General features: G+C 65.0%; 14 protein-coding genes. 9 read left to right on the top strand and 5 right to left on the bottom strand.

What is annotated here, in order from left to right; translation table 11 throughout:
* Together QZT63_RS13680 and QZT63_RS13675 are read right to left on the bottom strand one after the other, a co-directional pair.
* On the bottom strand, nt 1-4328 hold a 4328-nt coding region (locus tag QZT63_RS13680; protein WP_290652049.1), incomplete at its 3' end, for a beta-ketoacyl synthase N-terminal-like domain-containing protein.
* A gap of 61 nt (nt 4329-4389) precedes the next feature.
* Nucleotides 4390-4929 carry a hypothetical protein gene (locus QZT63_RS13675; RefSeq protein ID WP_290652048.1) on the bottom strand — a complete coding sequence of 180 codons (540 nt, stop codon included), beginning with the start codon at nt 4927-4929 and terminating at the stop codon, nt 4390-4392.
* Nucleotides 4930-5189: 260 nt separating this feature from the next.
* On the opposite strand from QZT63_RS13675, the gene QZT63_RS13670 reads away from it, so the two are divergent.
* Together QZT63_RS13670 and QZT63_RS13665 are read left to right on the top strand one after the other, a co-directional pair.
* On the top strand, nt 5190-5990 hold the full coding sequence (locus tag QZT63_RS13670; RefSeq protein WP_290652047.1) for a carbon-nitrogen hydrolase family protein: 801 nt from the start codon (nt 5190-5192) through the stop codon (nt 5988-5990).
* A gap of 53 nt (nt 5991-6043) precedes the next feature.
* A complete protein-coding gene (locus tag QZT63_RS13665; RefSeq protein WP_290652046.1) occupies nt 6044-7738 on the top strand; it encodes an NAD(P)/FAD-dependent oxidoreductase in 1695 nt (564 codons plus the stop codon).
* A 23-nt stretch (nt 7739-7761) separates the two neighbouring features.
* Here QZT63_RS13665 and speB read toward each other — a convergent pair whose 3' ends face one another.
* The 3 genes from speB to QZT63_RS13650 form a co-directional block, all read right to left on the bottom strand.
* Nucleotides 7762-8712 carry an agmatinase gene (gene speB, locus QZT63_RS13660; protein ID WP_290652045.1) on the bottom strand — a complete coding sequence of 317 codons (951 nt, stop codon included), beginning with the start codon at nt 8710-8712 and terminating at the stop codon, nt 7762-7764.
* A 125-nt stretch (nt 8713-8837) separates the two neighbouring features.
* Nucleotides 8838-9929 (bottom strand): GGDEF domain-containing protein, encoded by a 1092-nt coding sequence (locus QZT63_RS13655; protein WP_290652044.1) that lies wholly within the window; start codon nt 9927-9929, stop codon nt 8838-8840.
* Nucleotides 9930-10192: 263 nt separating this feature from the next.
* Nucleotides 10193-11617, bottom strand: coding sequence for a sodium:alanine symporter family protein (locus QZT63_RS13650; protein WP_290652043.1), 1425 nt, complete (start codon nt 11615-11617; stop codon nt 10193-10195).
* Between the two features lie 427 nt (nt 11618-12044).
* Here QZT63_RS13650 and QZT63_RS13645 point away from each other — a divergent pair, with 427 nt between their 5' ends.
* From QZT63_RS13645 to QZT63_RS13615, 7 genes are all read left to right on the top strand, one after another.
* Nucleotides 12045-12335: an HU family DNA-binding protein gene (locus tag QZT63_RS13645; RefSeq protein ID WP_290652042.1), complete on the top strand. Its 291-nt coding sequence runs from the start codon at nt 12045-12047 to the stop codon at nt 12333-12335.
* Nucleotides 12336-12453: 118 nt separating this feature from the next.
* Nucleotides 12454-12870, top strand: coding sequence for a fluoride efflux transporter CrcB (gene crcB / locus QZT63_RS13640; RefSeq protein ID WP_290652041.1), 417 nt, complete (start codon nt 12454-12456; stop codon nt 12868-12870).
* Nucleotides 12867-13262 (top strand): CrcB family protein, encoded by a 396-nt coding sequence (locus tag QZT63_RS13635; RefSeq protein ID WP_290652040.1) that lies wholly within the window; start codon nt 12867-12869, stop codon nt 13260-13262. Before crcB ends, QZT63_RS13635 begins: the two co-directional genes overlap by 4 nt.
* Before the next feature lie 2 nt (nt 13263-13264).
* Complete coding sequence (locus QZT63_RS13630; RefSeq protein WP_290652039.1) at nt 13265-13609, top strand: DUF190 domain-containing protein; 345 nt, start codon at nt 13265-13267, stop codon at nt 13607-13609.
* Between the two features lie 291 nt (nt 13610-13900).
* Complete coding sequence (locus QZT63_RS13625; RefSeq protein ID WP_290652038.1) at nt 13901-14254, top strand: ATPase domain-containing protein; 354 nt, start codon at nt 13901-13903, stop codon at nt 14252-14254.
* A gap of 45 nt (nt 14255-14299) precedes the next feature.
* Nucleotides 14300-16576: a bifunctional diguanylate cyclase/phosphodiesterase gene (locus tag QZT63_RS13620; protein WP_290652050.1), complete on the top strand. Its 2277-nt coding sequence runs from the start codon at nt 14300-14302 to the stop codon at nt 16574-16576.
* Nucleotides 16577-16675: 99 nt separating this feature from the next.
* Entirely contained in the window at nt 16676-17434 is a 759-nt protein-coding gene (locus tag QZT63_RS13615) for a biliverdin-producing heme oxygenase (RefSeq protein WP_366637065.1), read from the top strand.
* The last annotated feature ends 67 nt before the right edge of the window (nt 17435-17501 follow it).

Below are 17501 nucleotides of genomic sequence, written 5' to 3'. Positions count from 1 at the left end.
GTGCGCGCCTCCTCCAGAAAGTGGGGGGAGACGTCCGTGAAGGTGTACTCGGTCGAGGCGGGCAGCAGCGGGAGAATCGACGCCGTGGCCGCACCCGTGCCGGCCCCGATCTCGAGGATGCGCAACGGTGCCGCATCGTCCGTGCGCTCAACGGCAACAGCAACCGCCTCGGCGAGCAGCTGGTGGTAGGTCCGGCAGGGCGGACTGGTCGTGTAAAAGCGGGCGAGCAGCTCCAGTGATTGCTCGGTGAGCAGGACCTCCCGGGCGTCCATCTCGCCGCGGAGAATCGCGGTCAGGTGGCCGCCGCCGCGGCGAAGCAGCTCTGCCTCGGCGCCATACTGTGGCGCGGCGGTGATGAGCTCGTCCAGCAGACCGTGCAATGTTGCGTGATCGCGCGGTACAGCCTGCACTGTGTCACGTCCTTCACGCTCCGGGTCCCGGAGCAGCGCCAGGAGCGCGGCGAACAGGCGCCGGTGGCGAGGCACGACGCCAAGGGAATCCGCGACGGTGTCGGCCGGCAGGCCCAGGTCTCGCTCCGGAACCCAGCCCATGGTGTCCAGTGCGCCGAGGGTGAATCCCCGGGTTACGCGATCGACCCACGGCTCCACCGTGTCCAGGTAGCGGGCCACATCCTGCGTGTCCTCGGGAGGGGCGCTGTTTGCTGCCACCGCAGCGCCGATGTCCGCAGCCGGGCGCAACCGGGGGGCGCGGCCCGTGCCCGCGTCCCTGAGGGGTATCTCTTCCCAGCGCAACTCGTAGAGCCAGTCATCGGTCCCGGTCTCCCCGGAGGGCTGATCTTCCTCAAGAACCCTCAAGCGCAGCCCCTCCAGGGACACGGCAACCGCGCCGCTGTCGTCAATCAGCCAGGCATCGCCTTCCATGTCATCAACGCGCGCCTCATTGCCATGCCGGATCACGACATGGGCCCAGAAATGCGCCCCGGGGGAGTGGTGGAACGTGAGGCGCCGGATGGAGACCGGGAAGAAAGCGGCGTCGGTCTGGGTCTCGGCCGCGGCGCGGGTGCCAAGGACGCCGAAGAGCTGGATGGTGCCGTCGAGCAGGGCCGGGTGAATGCGGTAGTGCTCCACAGGCAGATCCACGCCCGGGGGGAAGGCGATGCGGGCGAGTGCGCCGTCCGGGCCGAGCCGGATCTCCTGGAGCGTGCGAAACGCCTCGCCGAAGCGGTAGCTGCGCTGCTCCAGGAACCCGTAGTGCTCCTCCACCTGGAACGGAGTCACGCACCGCTCGCGCAGCGCCTGCAAATCCGGAGGGGCGGCCTCGGTCGTCGCCTGCGGGGCCAGCCTGGCGCTGGTATGCAGGCTCCAGGCAGTGCTGTCGTCGGTGGAGTTGCCGTGAATCTCCACGCCTGAGTCGCGGGGTTGGTAGTGGAGCTGCACCACGTCCGGGCCCGACTGGTTGAGGAAGAGCAGCTTGCGGAACTGCACGTCCTCGAGGCGAACCGGCACCTCGCCCCAGAGTTCCCGCCCGGCCGCAACCGCCATCTCCAGGTACCCGGCTCCGGGAAAGAGTACGGTCCCGTGGACCACATGCGCATCCAGGTATCCGCTCTCCCGGGCGTCCAGGCTCACCTCCCAGGTGGGCTGCGCCGATGGCAGGCGGCGGCCGAGCAACGGATGGCCGCTGTCGACGCCAGCAAGCCGGGCCGGCCGCGGCGTCGGCTCCTCACCCGAGTCGTACCAGTGACGCTCACGCTGCCACGGATACGGCGGCAGCGCCACACAGGCACCCGTGGGATACAGGCCCGTCCAGTCCACCGAGCGCCCGCGCACGTGCAGACTCGCCAGCGTCTGCAGCATGACGCGCCGCTCGTCCTCCTCGCGCCGCAGGCTGGGCAGCACTGTGGCCGCTGCGCCGCGCTCGGCGATGCACTCCGAGATGGCCGAGGCCAGCACCGGATGGGGGCCGACCTCGACGAATAGCTCGCAATCCGCCTCAACGAGCCGCTCGGTGGCGGCCGCGAACAGGACAGGGTGGCGCACGCTGCGCCACCAGTAGGCGGCGTCCAGGTTCTCGCCGTCGATCCATTCACCCGTGGCGGCAGAGACGAGCGGAATGTCAGCGGGCTTGGGTCGAAGCGCGTGGAGCTCGCCGAGAAACTCGTTCCGGATGGCCTCCATCTGCGGTCCGTGGTAGGGAACCTGCACGGGTAGAAAGCGGGCGAATCGCTGCTGCGCGGTGAGCGTTTCGGCGATGCGCTCCAGTACCTCCTCCGTTCCGGACAGGGTGACCGACCCCGGTGCGTTGACCGCCGCCAGGGAGACGGTGTGCTCATGGCCCATAATGACGCGCCCGGCGTCCTCGGGCGAGATCGCCGCGGCGAGCATGCGACCCGTGCCGGTGGTTCGCTGCTGCAGCCGGCCGCGGTGGAAGGCCAGCATCACCGCGTCCGGGAGCGTCAGCGCCCCTGAGACACAGGCGGCCGCCATCTCGCCGGAGCTGTGGCCCACCACGGCATCCGGAACGATCCCCCAGGAACGCCATAGCGCTGCAAGCGCAAATTGCACCGCGAAGTTCGCCACGTGGGCGATTTCGGCTTCACCCACGCGTGAGCTCTCCTCGTCCCTGGATAGCTCGGCAAACAGGGACCAGCCGGCAAGCGGCTGCAGCAGCGTATCCACCTCTTCGAGGGTGGCCCGGAAGACCGGCTCCGCCTCCAGGAGCTGCCGGCCCATACCCCACCACTGCGGGCCCATGCCGGGGAAGACGAACGCCACTTGGGGGGCGTCGCCCTTTAGCGCGTGCCCAACAGTGAATGCAGTGCGCGTGTCCCCGTCCAGGAATGCGCCCAGGGAGTCGATGACCTCCTCCCGTGAATGGGCCACCAGCGCCAGCCGCTCGGCATGGTGGCTGCGTCGCACGGCGGCGGAGTAGCAGAGGTCGTGCAGAGAGACCTCGCTCGCCGCGTCCAAGTGCGCGCGATAGCGACGCGCGAGCTCCCGTAGCGCTTCGGGGCCATGCGCGGAGACGGTCAGTACGTGCGCACGCTGGTCCTCCACAATGCGGGGCGCCTCGGTGGGTGCGGGCGGCTCCTCCAGCACCACATGGGCGTTGGCGCCGCCGAAGCCAAACGAGTTCACGCCGGCCCGGGCGCGCCCGTGCGTCGCTGGCCATGGCTCCAGCTGCGTCGGGACGCGCAGCGCGAGCTCATCGAACGGGATCGCCGGGTTGGGCTCGGAGAAATGCAGGTTCGGCGGGATCTGCCGGTGCTCCACCGCGAGCGCCGCCTTGATCAGGCCCGCCATGCCTGCTGCGGCCTCGAGATGCCCGAGGTTCGTCTTGACCGAACCGAGCAGGCAATGTGCATGATCAGCCCGACCCTGCGAGAGCACCCGGCCAATGGCCTCTGCCTCCACCGGGTCGCCGACGGGCGTGCCGGTACCGTGCGCTTCGACGTACTGGATCTGCGCCGGCGCCACGCCCGCATCGCGCACCGCCTGCCGCAGCATCTGCGCTTGGGCGGCCGCGCTCGGGAGGCTAAGCCCGGTGGTGCGGCCATCCTGATTGATGGCGCTGCCACGGATGACGGCATGGATCGGGTCCCCATGCGAGCGCGCTTGCGCCAGGGGTTTGAGAATGATCGCCCCCGCGCCCTCGCTGCGCACGTAGCCGTCGGCACCGGCATCAAAGGCGCGGCAACGGCCATTTGGCGAGAGCATGGAGGCCTTGCAGAAACCCATGGTCACTTCCGGTGCCAGAAGCACGCCAACGCCGCCGGCGATGGCGAGGTCGCACTCTCGGGCGACCAGGCTGCGGCAGGCGAGGTGCACCGCGGTAAGCGACGACGAGCAGGCAGTATCGACGGTAAAGCTCGGCCCGTGCAGATCCAGCAGGTAGGAGACGCGGTTGGCGGCGATACACGCCGCGGTTCCGGCGTTCACATGGGCATCGATCCGATGCCGGTTGTGGGGCAGCACCTGGACATCGACGTAGTCGTGTGTTGAGATGCCGACGAACACGCCGGTGTTCGTGCCCGTTAGCTGATCCGCCGCCTGACCGCCTTCCTCCAGCGCCTCCCACACCACCTCGAGCAGCAGGCGCTGCTGCGGGTCCATGCGCCGGGCCTCGCGCGGCGCGATGCCGAAGAAATCGGCATCAAAGGCGTCGATCTGGTCGAGCAAGCCGCCCCAGCGCGTGTAGATCTTCCCCGGGGCAGCCGGGTCGGCATCGAAGAGCTCGTTCAGATCGAACCGAGCCGCGGGCAGCTCGGTGACGGCGTCTACGCCGTCACACAACAGCTTCCAGAATGCACTCGGCGAATCGGCCCCGCCGGGGAACCGGCAGCCGATGCCGACAATCGCGATTTCCATAGCCTGCCCTCCGAGCTCAGGCCGCGACCGCGGTCACACCGCAGTCGCGGCCCCGTTGGCATCAACGGCACTTGTACTCAAGCTCGTAGGTCAGGAACGGGCCCTCCTGGTTGACGATGCCGTGGCCGGTGGCATGGAGCGTATTGGCCGGCTGCCGGAGCACCCGCACAGTGGCCTCGGTCACCGGCGCCTCTCCGCCCACGCCCTTGCCCGAGAGCCCCAGCAAGATGAATTGCATGCCGTTACCGCAGCCGTCGACGGTGCCGGTGAATTCCATGACCCCGCCGAAGGTCACGTCGCCATTGCGTTTAACGGTGCCGGTGACCTCCTGCACGAATGTTCCCGTGAGGGTCCCTTCGACGACCCCGGTGAGCGTGCGCGCCTGGTGCGAGTTGCCACCCGTCTCGCGAAGCACGTCGACCTCCACACTTGTGATCCACCCCGTTCCGCTCCCCGTCAGTGGTGGCCCGGCGTGCTGTGGCGGCCCCGCATGCTGCGGTGGACCTGCCATCACCGGCATGGACAGCAGAAGTGCCGCGCTCGCGGCGCTCGCGGCCCGTACGAGACTGGATGATCGGGTGTTACGTGCTCTATGCGTCATGATCGGTTACCTCCCCTCCAAGGTCCTCCCGCCCTCCGGCGGATTCCGGCCACTTCTCAGCCGCCCATTTGCACTGCAGTCATCAGCTATCACGGGACGTCTCAGCTGTGAGGCCATTCTTTTTAAAGCTCCGCCGGCGGTCGATCTGTCGCGGGGCGCAGTGACGAGTGCACGTTATTGACATTGTCATGTGAACCCGTTCTCTTTATCGAACGTTAGTCGGCGCCCGTGCGGTGTCAAGACACAAGGAGATCTCCCGTATGGCATGCACGGTGGGGGTGCATCAGGGCAGGGGAGGCATGGGGGATGTGGCGGGCAACCTCGCCGCCGTGCAGGAGCAAGCCCGGCGCGCGCACAGTGCGGGCATCGATCTGCTCGTGTTCCCGGAACTCTACGCCACGGGCTACAACCTCGGGCAGCAGTTTCACGCCCTGGCCGAACCGGTGCATGGCGCCATCGGCGAGCGCCTGCAACGGATTGCCGCGGCGAGCGGTGTGGCCTTGATTTGCGGTTACCCCGAGCGCTGTGATGGGCGCATCTATAATGCGGCCATGGTCGTCGACGGCCGGGGCCGCCGGCTTGGGAATTATCGCAAGACCCACCTGTACGGGCCCGTGGAGCGCTCCGTCTTCGCCGCCGGTGATGCGTGGCTGGTGATCGAGCTGTGCGGCCTGCGTGTGGGTGTGCTGATCTGTTACGACATCGAGTTTGTCGAACCAGCGCGCGCGCTGGCGCTAACAGGCGTGGACCTGTTGGCTGTGCCCACCGCCCTGACGGCATCGGCGAGGGCTGTTGCCCGCCGCATCGCGCCGGCCCGTGCCCAGGAAAACCAGGTGTACTTGGCCTACGCCAATCATTGTGGCGAGGAGCACGGCCTTCGGTATGCCGGCGAGAGCTGTATCATTGGCCCCAACGGCGAGGACCTCGCGCGCGCGCAAGCGCAACCGGCACTGATCAGCGCCGAGGTTGACCCGAACGTCATCGCGCACGAGCGTGAGACGGTCGACTACTTGCGGGACCGGCGCCCCGGACTGTATACCGCTCTCGGCAGGGAGGAGTGAATCCCGGACGCGTCGCCGCGCCCTTCGCACGGCACCGATTGTGGAGGATTCGGATGTCAGCAACGCGCACTGCCACCGCGACCCGGCGCGATATCGGGCCCGATGGCATCTCCATGTTCGGCCCTGATTTTCCCTTCGCCTACGATAACCATGTTCGACACCCCGCCGGGATCGGGCGCGTTCCACCGGACCAGCACGGTCGCGAAGTCGCCGTCATCGGGGCGGGGTGTGCCGGGCTGGTAACTGCTTTCGAACTCATGAAGCTGGGGCTCAGGCCCGTGGTCTACGAAGCCGATCGACTGGGCGGGCGTATGCGCAGCGAACGATTTGCCGGCCACGCTGGCCTGGTCGCGGAGCTGGGGGCGATGCGTTTTCCCGAGTCATCCACCACGCTGTTTCATTACTTCGACCGGTGCGGGCTGCGTACCAGGCCGTTTCCCAACCCGCTGACGCCGGCGTCCAACAGCACCGTCATTGACCTGAAAAGCCGCCCCGTGTACGCCGAGGGCGAGGAAGACCTGCCGCCGATCTATCGCAAGGTGCTCAAGGCCTGGGACGATCTGCTGGAGAATCGGGCCGCGTTCGCGGCCATGCAAGAAGCCATCCGCCAGCGCGATGTGGCCGCGATCAAGGCCATCTGGAACCCGCAGGTCAAACGGCTGGACGACTGTACGTTCTACCAGTTTCTGGCGCATTCCACTGAGTTCGCGAGCTTTCGCGACCGCGAGATTTTCGGTCAGGTCGGGTTCGGTACCGGCGGTTGGGATACCGATTTCCCCAACAGCATGCTGGAGATCCTGCGCGTCGCCTATACCTCTGCCGATGACAATCACCGGGCCGTCATCGGCGGCGTCCAGCAGCTGCCTGAGACGCTCTGGCAGCTGGCCCCGTCGCGGGACGAAATGGCGCACTGGCCGGCAGGAACCTCGCTGGCCTTGTTGCACGAGGGTCCGCCGCGGCCTGGCGTCAGGGAGATTTACCGCACCCACCCCGGGAACATCACCCTGGTCGACCAGAGCGGTGCCATACGGACCTACCCAGCCATGGTGATGAGCGCCCAGGTCTGGATGCTGCTCAGCCAGATCCGCTGCGACGAGGCGCTGTTCCCCGCCGACCACTGGACTGCCATCGAGCGCACGCACTACACGCAGTCATCCAAGACCTTCGTGGCGGTGGACCGCCCGTTTTGGCAAGACAAGGACCCCCGCACCGGCCGCGACGCCATGAGCACAACGCTCACGGATCGCATGACCCGCTCCACCTATTTGCTGGGGGAGGGCGATGACCGCCCGGGGGTCATCTGCCTTTCATACACGTGGAATGATGACGCGCTCAAGTGGCTGCCGCTTTCGGCAAGTCAGCGCATGGATGTCATGCTCGAGTCGCTGGGAGAGATCTACCCCGGCGTGAACCTCCGCCGGCACATCATCACGGACCCGATCACCGTCTCCTGGGAGCTCGAGCCGTACTTCATGGGGGCGTTCAAGGCCAACCTGCCGGGCCATTACCGCTACCAGCACCGGCTGTTCACGCATTTCATGCAGGATCGCCTGCCGCCGGGATACCAGGGGGTGTTCCTGTGCGGAGACGATGTCTCCTGGACGGCGGGCTGGGCCGAGGGCGCGGTGACCACGGCGCTGAATGCGGTCTGGGGGGTCATGCGGCACCTCGGCGGCGAGACCCACCCCGACAACCCCGGCCCTGGCGACGTATTCGACGCCATCGCGCCACTGGAGCTGGACGACTAACCCAGTGAAGGACAGGGCGAGGCTCAGCTGCGACGCTTGACGCCCGGCAACACGCACAGCAGCTCGAAGAGCAGATTGGCCCCGAGCAGGGCCGTGTTCCCGGATGGGTCGTACGGCGGCGCCACCTCGACCAGATCGCCGCCGACGATGTCGAGCCCGTGGGCACCGCGGATAATCTCAAGCGCCTGCGGCGCAGTGAGCCCGGCGATCTCCGCCGTGCCCGTGCCGGGAGCGAAGGCCGGGTCGAGGCTGTCGATGTCGAAACTGACATACACCGGGCCGCCCTGGAGCTGCTCGCGGACCTGCTCCATGAGCGGCTTCAGGGAGCGGTGCCAGCAGTCTTCCGCGGGGACCACGCGAAAGCCTTGTTGACGCGGCCAATCGAAATCGTCAGCCGCATAGCCGGTGCCGCGAAGCCCGATCTGAACGACCCGGCGGCAGTCCAGTAGATCCTCTTCCACCGCGCGGCGCAATGGGGTGCCATGGGCGATCTTCTCGCCGAACATCAGGTCGTTGATGTCGGCGTGCGCGTCCACGTGAATCAGGCCCACCGGGCCATGCCGCTCACGCATGGCCCGCAGCACCGGCAACAGGAGTGTATGGTCGCCGCCGAGAGTCAGCGGCGTGCAGTTTCGGGAGAGCACGTCGCGGTAACAGTCGTGGATAATGTCGACGCTTTTGTGGAGATTGAAGGGATTGACGGGGACGTCACCAATATCCGCCACCTGCAGGCTATCAAAGGGCGCGGCGCGCGTGGCCATGTTATAGGGCCGCAGCATGCGCGATTCGTCCCGAATCTGCCGCGGTCCGAGCCGGGCACCGGGACGGTTCGAGGTCCCGGAATCCATGGGAACGCCGATAAAGGCTGCATCCAGACCCACTGCGGATTCCCGAACCGGTAACCGCATCATGGTGGCGATACCACCAAATCGGGGGATGTCATTACCGCTAAGCGGCTGATTGAACTCGGCCATGGTCGCCCCCTGCTGGACCAGATGGGATCGCACTGTAGTCATTGAGTGTAAGGGCGCAAGGCCCTCGTGCTGCGCCATCGTTCCCATTTCGCGGCACGAGCGGCAGTGGTCAGGCTCTGCGCCGATTATCCGCGCAGGCGCTGCAGATCGACAACGGCGCTGTCACCGATCCGGTCGCTGTTAGGCCGGCCATCAGCGCTGCCGCCGACCACCCGGTTGCGGCCTTGTGTCTTTGCCTGATAAAGCCGTCGATCCGCAACGTCTAGCAACTTCGACGTATCGCTGGCATCCTTGGGGTAGACGGCAACGCCGACGCTGATGGTCATGCGAAAACAGTGGTCTTCGGCCGTGATCTCAGTCGCGGCGAGGGCATTGCGGATGTCTTCGGCAATGTGCATCGCTCCCGCGCGCCCAGTACCACTGAGCAGTACCTGAAATTCCTCACCGCCCCAGCGACACGGTACATCACTGGCTCGAAGCCGCTGTCTGAGGATCTCCGCGAACACCACCAGGGTGCGATCGCCAACTTGATGACCGTATTCATCGTTGACCGCCTTAAAGTAGTCGAGATCAATCGACAGAACGGCAAACTCCGAGGCATCTCGCGCGGCTTCCCCCTGTTTGTGCCGGAGGATCGGCTCCAGCGCCCCGCGGTTCGGCAACCCGGTCAACGCGTCGGTGGAGGCCAACTCCTGGAGGCGGCGCTCGGTTTGCTCCCGCCCCGCTTCATAGGCGTAAGACAAGCCCGTGATGACGAACGCGCAGATGACCACGTTGGCGATCGCGATCACCTCCATCAGTTCACTGTGGCCGTGCATGCGATAGAAGTAGAGGGTCGCCGCCAGGGCCAGAAACACCACCGACACCGCCAGACCGCGCACGCGCCCGAGCAGCAGGTGAGCAATGAGCGGAATCAGGAACACCCAGACAAAGATGGTCGCTGTCCCGCTGGGCGTACCGATCGCGACCATCATTGTGCCGAAAAATAGCACCAGATAGATCATCAGCCAGCGCTGGGCAACGGGCGTGCGCTCGATCCAGTAGTAGAGCCAGGCCGAAAAGCCGGCGATGACGAGCTCTATGGCGGCGAGCGGGTAGACGCCGCGAGTGAGGTTCAGGACAGCGAAAAACAGGCAGCCGAAAACCGTGAATACGAGCAACGCCCGGAGTACCAGCAGTCGTTGCGGGTCGAGGGGGGGGGGTTGCTGGTCCGGCATAGTCCCATCCGCCATGGTTCCCAAGCATTGGACTGGGGCGGCGTCCTGATCGCGCAAGCCGGCGGCCCAATCGCCGCGATGATCAGAACGCCAACCCTAAGCCAAGGAAAGAAGCGCCCGCCACCGTGTACTGCACGAATGCCACCATGCATCCTGCCGCATCGTTGATCACAAGATCGTACCCGCTTCACAAAGACTGAAAACCAAAACTCCGTCACATACCTGAGCTTTCAACGCGTATGCCAAACGCCCAGTGCCCTTTTTTACGCGTCCAGGCGCTTCCAGATCGAGGTCTCGATCTTGTCGGCAAGCTCGGGATAGTCCGCGCCATCAAACCTCGGTTCCGTTCCCGCGGCCTTCTGGGTGAAGTAATCGCGGGTCAGTTTCACGACGGTGCCGGACAACAGCACGATGGCAATCAGGTTAATGGTGGCCATCAGCCCCATAGAGGCGTCGGCCGTATTGAAAACAGTCTCGACGGTCTGCACCGAACCCCAGACCACCATCAGCAACAGGATGCTGCGCAAGATTGTGACCCCGGTCCTGCCGGCAAGGCCGAGATAGGTGAGGGCGTTCTCGGCGTAGGAGTAGTTGCCGATGATCGACGTGAACGCAAAGAAGAAGATGGCAATGGCGATGAAATACCCGCCGGCCGCACCGATATGCTCCTCCAGCGCCGCCTGCGTCAGCTCGATGCCCGTCAGTCCGGAACCGGGCTCAAAGGCGCCCGAGAGCAGAATAATCAGCGCGGTCGCGGTGCAGATAACGATCGTGTCGATAAAGACACCGAGCGCCTGAACGAAGCCCTGCGACGACGGGTGATGCGGCCGCGGGGTGGCGCAGGCGGCAATATTCGGTACCGAGCCCATGCCCGCTTCGTTGGAGAACAGGCCGCGCTTGACGCCATTGAGCATGGCCGCCATCAGGCCACCGGCGACCCCACCCGCGGCTTCCTCGAAGCCGAAGGCGCTCTTGATGATCAGCACCAGCATCCCGGGCACTTCGGTGATGTTCATCACCAGGACAATACAGGCCAGCAGGACGTAGGCGATGGCCATGATCGGAACCAGGAACCCGGCGACGCGGGCAATCTGGCGAATCCCGCCGAAGATCACGACACCGGCGATGACGGCAATCGTAATACCGGTGACGACTTGGGGAATGCCGAACGCGCCTTCGACTGCTCCGGCAATGGAGTTCGCCTGGACGGCGTTGAACACCAGCCCAAACGACAGAATCAGGGCGACGGAGAAGAGGGCGGCGGCCCAATTAGCCTTCAGGCCCCGGGCGATGTAGAACGCGGGGCCGCCCCGGTACTCGCCGTCCTCGTTGGTGGTCTTGTAGAGCTGACCGAGCGAGCTCTCGGCGTAGGCGGTTGCCATGCCGACCAGGGCAACGAGCCACATCCAGAAGATGGCCCCCGCGCCGCCCAGGTAGAGGGCAACAGCGACACCGGCCAGGTTGCCCGTACCCACCCGGGAGGCGAGGCTGACCATGAGCGCCTGGAACGGTGAAATACCGGCTGCATCCGTCTTTCGGGAACCAACGATGACCCGGAACAGCTCTCCGAAATGGCGAAACTGGATGAAACCGAGACGGATGGTGAAGAATACTCCGACCCCCAACAGGCCATAGATGAGGATGTAGTTCCAGAAGATGGTGTTGAGAAATCCGACGAGCGCTTCCATGGTCATGCCTCGCATGGATACCAGAAGGAGGTTTCCGGCAGGTCAATCGAGCCTGCCAACGACTCCGCATCAAGGCTGGCGGGTGACTCGCGGGAACGCGGCACCGACGACTGACGCCGGTATTCCCGGTCCGAACGCACAGAAGTGACTGCCACCCCCTGAAGGCCAATAGTTTTACCTGGAAAATAGTAGTTGACGATCGCGGCGCTCGCCCGAGCGTCCGGCTCGAGTCCACCGTGCCGGCTGAGGCCAGACACCTGTGTGCTCCGCCCTGACGCAGACACGCCGGTCGTAGACGATGGGGATGCACGAGAAAGCTGAACGGGTCAATGAGAGATCCGTCACAATCTGAGCAGGCCACCCTGGCTGCGCGGCTCATGGACTGGTAAAACGGAAGCCCCACCCACCCATCACTCCAGGGGATCCGATGACCAAAGAACTAAAGAAGGCCGAGCTCATTGACAGCATCACTGAGCGCGTGGACGGTGTGACGAAAAAGCAAGTCCATGATGTGTTACAAGCGCTTGCCGACACCGTGACCTACCACGTCCAGGAAGGCACAAAGGCGACGCTCCCCGGGCTTGGCAAATTCCTACTCACCGAACGAGCAGCACGCCAGGGCCGTAATCCGCGCACGGGTCAGTCAATCCAGATTCCGGCCGCGAAGACGCCCAAGTTCCAGCCGGCCAAGGCTTTTAAATCAGCCGTCTCCGGCTGAGCAATGCCCTGTGTGATGGCCAGCGCATCAACTCGCCCGGCCATCACATGCCCGCCGACGGGAGCTCCAGGCTGCAACGGGAGCTCGCGATCGCGACGGGCACATAGTGACGAATCCAATGAGCCAGTATCTCGTTGACCTGCTCGCGGTCCTCCTGGGCAGTGCGGTGGGCGGCGCAGCTCGCTATTGGGTCTCCGGCGTTGTCAATCGGTGGCTGGGCGAACGGTTTCCGTGGGGCACCCTCGTCGCCAATGTCTCCGGTGCGGTGCTGATCGGCATTCTCGCGGCCCTGGCCACCGACTCGGCGGCCCTGAGCGCCGCGCCGCAGGCGCAGTTGTTGCTGATCGTCGGCGTTTGCGGCAGCTATACCACGGTGTCGTCATTCGCACTGCAAACGCTGGCCCTGGCACGTGACGCGCAATGGCTGCCGGCGGCGATCAACGTGCTTGCCTCTTTGGGGCTGTGCATGCTTGGTGTGTGGCTCGGATTCGGCCTGGCTATGCAGGCCCTCGGTTTAGCTGCCAGCTCGCCATGAGAATCTGGGCCTGGGTGGCAGTTGGCAGCGCGCTCGGCGGAGGCGTACGCTTTGTGGCACGCGACCTGTTCGAGCTCCTGGGGACTCTCTCCTTCCCCTGGGACACCCTGTTTGTCAACATCACCGGCTCGCTCCTGATCGGCTTCTTTGCCACGCTCACCGAGCCCGATGGCCGCCTTATGCTGCCCACGCATATCCGCCAATTTGTCATGACCGGCTTCTGCGGTGGCTATACCACCTTCTCAATTCTGAGCCTGGAAAGTCTTGCGCTGATCGAGCGCAGCCCGTGGCTGGGTGGCCTCAATTTGGCCCTGACTGCGTTAACCTGCCTGCTGGCGGTCTGGTGCGGGCATATGCTGGCACGCCGGCTTAACCAACTAACGTGGGGGTGACAATGCAACTTCCCGAAGACGCCATGTTGCTGCGCATATTCATCGGCGAAGACGACAAGTACGCAGGTAAACCGCTCTACGAAACGATCGTCCTCAAGGCACGCGAACTCCACTTGGCTGGCGCGACCGTCATCCGAGGTCCCATGGGCTTCGGTCAGTCGAGCCGCCTGCATACGACGAAAATCCTTCGCCTGTCCGAGGACTTGCCCCTGATCATCGAGATTGTTGACACGGAGGCCAAGGTCCGGGGCTTCCTGCCCGAGCTCAATACCATCATGGAGAGCGGCCTGATTACCCTGGAGAAGATCCAGGTGTTGCGCTACGGGAAGCACCCAGGCGCTGACTAGCCTTGCACCACGGCGTGCCAGGCCTCAGCGTTTGCGGCCCTCATTCGGCCCAGGCCACAACGATCGCGAAGGCGCCTTCGATCGAATTCAGCCTCCATCATCGCGGCAGGCAGCTCTTACGCTGCCGCGGGGTCTCGCCCGATTGGCTGATCCTCGCTTCCACAGCGCCCCTGAACAAACCAGCATTCCCTGGAGCGCCTTTCTCGGCACTTTTTCGATACCCCAAGGAATGTGAGCAGAACTTGCGCCGCAGTTCACGTTTTCACTGGCGAGACCATGACTTAATACGCCGTGCGTGTTCGTGTTCCGTTGGCACCGGCTCAGTGGATCGATGAGCTTTGTCAAGATCGCCGACGGAGACATGCTGCCATCCACGTACAGGGAAGATCGATCTTGGATAAGGACAACCACGGGCAGTCGCCCCGAATCAGCACGGGTGTCCCCGGCGCGGACCACCTACTCCACGGCGGTTTCCTAACGGGGCGGGCGTGCCCCCTCGCTGGCGGACCGGGGACGGGCAAGAAGACCCTGGGGCTGCATTTTCTGGCGCCCACGAAGCACCGCCAAGGATTTACCCACGGGCCCAGGGGGTTGCGCCGTATCCAGCGGCGTGTCCCCGAGAGCGCAGCGGGAGTGGCAGGCTAAGTGGCGTCCTCATCTCAGGCCACAGGACGCACAGGCGGCTTGCGTGTGGGGTTCGCCCTCAGCAGTGCCGCGAACCGGGAGCTATTGTCCCGCACCCTCGGTGTACAAGGCTATGTCTTGGAGCCCTTCGGCCCAGATGGCGCCAGCGGGCGCGATACCGAGCTGCTCATCGTCGATCCGCTGAGCCTGAACCGCCTGCGAACGTCGATCGAACAGCTGCGCGCCAACGCTGCGCCGGTGGTGCTCCCGGTGCTCCTGCTGGCAGAGCAGGACCGCTTCGCAACGGCGCTGGTCACTCGCGCCCTCGGCGAGACGGCCGAGGATGTGTTGCGCCTTCCCACCACCATCGCAGAGTTGAACGCCCGCGTGCACAATCTGTTGCGTCTGCGGCAGCTTTCCTTGCTTCAGTACCGCGAATACAGCCTGGCCCAGGACGTGATGTTGCGTGAGACAACGGAAGAGGGCCTGCTGGAGGCGGTGTGCCAGATCATCACCCAGTTCAAGGGCTATGCGCTGGCGTGGATCGGTATGACCGACCCGAATGCCCCTGACTCCCAACGCCTTGCCATACGCGCTGTCGCGGGATCTGCGGCGGGCGCCACGGATGCCCTCAAGGTGACGTGGACCGACAGCCCGGAGACCCAGGGCCCGGGGGCTCGAGCGCTCGTCACCGGCGAGACGCAGATGGTGGCGGACATCGCCAGCGACCCGCGGGTTGCTCCCTGCCGGTCTTTGTTGAAGGCCTGGGGGCTGGGGGCGCTGATCGCATTGCCGATCCAGCCCCAGCACGGCGAGACCGGTGTGCTGGTTGTCTACTCCACGCAAGCGGGCGTGTTCAGCAGCGAGGACCGGCAGTTACTGGAGCGCTTCGCGACGCATCTGGCATTCGCAGTCGATAGGTTGCGCATGGAGGGCGAGCGACAGCGCCAGGACGTGGAAATCCGCAGCCTGGCATATAGCGATGCACTGACCGGCCTCCCGAACCGGCGCTCGGCGTTGCAACGCCTTGAGCAAATGATTCATATCCATCCGGATGAACACAAGGCCGCAGTGCTGTTTATCGACCTCAATGGCTTCAAGCTCGTAAATGAAGCCCTGGGCCACGACGCCGGTGATCAGGTGCTGCGGCGCGTGGCGCGGAGGCTCCAGCACGTACTTCGGCCGGGTGATCTGGTGGCCCGGCAGGGTGGCGATGAGTTCATTGTGGTCCTTGGCGATAACCCGCGCGAGACACAAAAAGCTGGTGAGGATGATGTGCAACGTCTGAGCGGCGTGGCGGCGGCCTTGGCCTCGAGAATCAACGAGACGCTCAAACGGCCGTTTGTCATCAAAGGCCATCGCTACCGGCTGGGTACAAGCATCGGAGTCAGCCTGTTGCCGTATTTCGGCACGACCGCGGCGACCGTCATTGATCAGGCGGAAATGGCCATGCACCGGGCCAAGCACTCAGGCACGGCGCTGGTTTTCTATTCCCCGAATATGGTGGAAGACCGGCAGCAGCGGTTGTCCCTGGAGCTGCGGCTACACAATGCGCTAGAGTGTGAGGAGTTCCAGCTCCATTACCAGCCAATCTGGGAAATGGACACGGGCCGTATCGTCGGAGTCGAGGCACTGTTGCGCTGGACTGATGCCAATGGCCGCGCCATCTCGCCGGAAGAGTTCATTCCGGTGGCCGAGGATCTCAGGCTGATTGGCCCCCTCGGCGAATGGGTGCTCAAGACGGCGGCCCGACAGGTGGTGTCCTGGCGGCAGCAGGGGGCCAGCCTGCGCGTGTCAGTGAACCTCTCCGCCAGCCAGCTCCAGGGGCGGGACGCTGCGCTGCGCCTGCGCGACATCGTTCTGGCTGAAGGCGCCGATCCGGTCTGGTTCTGCCTCGAGCTCACCGAGGAAATGCTGATGCACGAGCAGCAGCAGATGGAAGAGGCCATCTGGACGCTCAAGGACAGCGGCTTTCACTTGGCGCTGGACGATTTCGGGCGTGGTTACTCGTCCTTCGCTCGTTTGCAGTCCATACCGTTGGACACGCTCAAGATCGATAAGCTCTTCGTCGAGCGACTGGGTGCTCACGCCACGGGGCCACCCATCATCAAGGCAATTATCGACCTTGCGCACCACTTGTCGATGGAGTCGCTGGCGGAGGGTGTCGAGACCGCTGATCAGCGCAAGCAGCTTACGGCGCTCGGGTGCCGATGGGGTCAAGGATTCCTATTCAGTGCCGCTCGCCCCGCCGAGGAGATATCCGCATTGATCGCCAACCCGCCGTGTTTCGCCCGGGAGGCAGTCTGTGGCAACGGAACGGACGGCCAATCCGTTGAACCATAGCCCCAATACAGCCGCGGTGGCGTCCACGCCGCTCCAGCTATTGCCTGGCGCAATACGCTACGGCTGCGGCGCTGACGGGTCGATGGCCCAAGCCCTACAATGACCAATTCAGAGATGACCGCAAATCGGCATTCGGCAGACAAGCGTTTGCGACGGGACGCAATGAGGGCTCAGGACGTTGACAACCGCGGGGGCCTGCCTCGCGCTCGAGCGTATTGTGCCCGCAGGGGGTCAGCGCGTGACCAGGACGGACCCACCCACCTGCTGCCTCTCCTGCGGCAGGCCACCCGGGATGTCCACCATCGAGTGGAGCAACATGCCTTGCTGGCGCCCTTGACAAGCGCACGGCTCGATCGCGCCGCCTATGTCCGGGTGCTCGGCGCGTTCTTTGGTTTTTTCCGCACCCTGGAGCCAAGGCTGTGTCGGCTTATGCTGCCGCTCATCACGGGGGAGGAGGGGGGCTATCGGTATCTGCCGCGCACCGGGGAGTTACGCCAGGACCTGCTGGATCTCAACGCCAGTGACATCCTCGAGGATGCATGCCCAGCCCGTGCGCTTGCGTCGCCCCGCCTCGAAACGCTTGACCACGTGCTTGGCACATTGTACGTCCTGGAAGGCGCGACGCAGGGCGGGCGGATCATCGCGCCACGCGTGTGCAGGGCCCTTGGCCTCGATGCCGTGCAGGGTGTGCGCTACTTCCATGCCTATACGCACGGACAGTGGGCGGCATTCAGGGCCCTGATGAGCGCCCGTGAGCTACAGCATGACCCCGAGGGCGTGGTTGACGGTGCGCGGGATACGTTCGCCGCCGTGGGCGCCCATCTGGACGCTTGGTGGAATAAGATGCCACGGAGCTGACGCCATGGGGGATTTCAGCGAAGCCGAGATGGCCGCCGCCCTGGAGGCGTGTGCCCGCGAGCCGGTT

Source organism: Aquisalimonas sp., assembly GCF_007120195.1.
Lineage (GTDB): Bacteria > Pseudomonadota > Gammaproteobacteria > Nitrococcales > Aquisalimonadaceae > Aquisalimonas.
This window is presented reverse-complemented; position numbering and strand designations above follow the sequence as displayed.

Excerpts from the sequence above, each read along its gene's own strand:
- QZT63_RS13655 (WP_290652044.1), bottom strand. The coding sequence starts at position 9,929 with ATGCCGGACCAGCAACCCCCCCCCCTCGACCCGCAACGACTGCTGGTA.
- QZT63_RS13615 (WP_366637065.1), top strand. The coding sequence starts at position 16,676 with ATGACCAATTCAGAGATGACCGCAAATCGGCATTCGGCAGACAAGCGT.
- QZT63_RS13670 (WP_290652047.1), top strand. The coding sequence starts at position 5,190 with ATGGCATGCACGGTGGGGGTGCATCAGGGCAGGGGAGGCATGGGGGAT.
- QZT63_RS13665 (WP_290652046.1), top strand. The coding sequence starts at position 6,044 with ATGTCAGCAACGCGCACTGCCACCGCGACCCGGCGCGATATCGGGCCC.
- QZT63_RS13675 (WP_290652048.1), bottom strand. The coding sequence starts at position 4,929 with ATGACGCATAGAGCACGTAACACCCGATCATCCAGTCTCGTACGGGCC.
- speB (WP_290652045.1), bottom strand. The coding sequence starts at position 8,712 with ATGGCCGAGTTCAATCAGCCGCTTAGCGGTAATGACATCCCCCGATTT.
- QZT63_RS13635 (WP_290652040.1), top strand. The coding sequence starts at position 12,867 with ATGAGAATCTGGGCCTGGGTGGCAGTTGGCAGCGCGCTCGGCGGAGGC.
- QZT63_RS13630 (WP_290652039.1), top strand. The coding sequence starts at position 13,265 with ATGCAACTTCCCGAAGACGCCATGTTGCTGCGCATATTCATCGGCGAA.
- crcB (WP_290652041.1), top strand. The coding sequence starts at position 12,454 with ATGAGCCAGTATCTCGTTGACCTGCTCGCGGTCCTCCTGGGCAGTGCG.
- QZT63_RS13645 (WP_290652042.1), top strand. The coding sequence starts at position 12,045 with ATGACCAAAGAACTAAAGAAGGCCGAGCTCATTGACAGCATCACTGAG.
- QZT63_RS13650 (WP_290652043.1), bottom strand. The coding sequence starts at position 11,617 with ATGGAAGCGCTCGTCGGATTTCTCAACACCATCTTCTGGAACTACATC.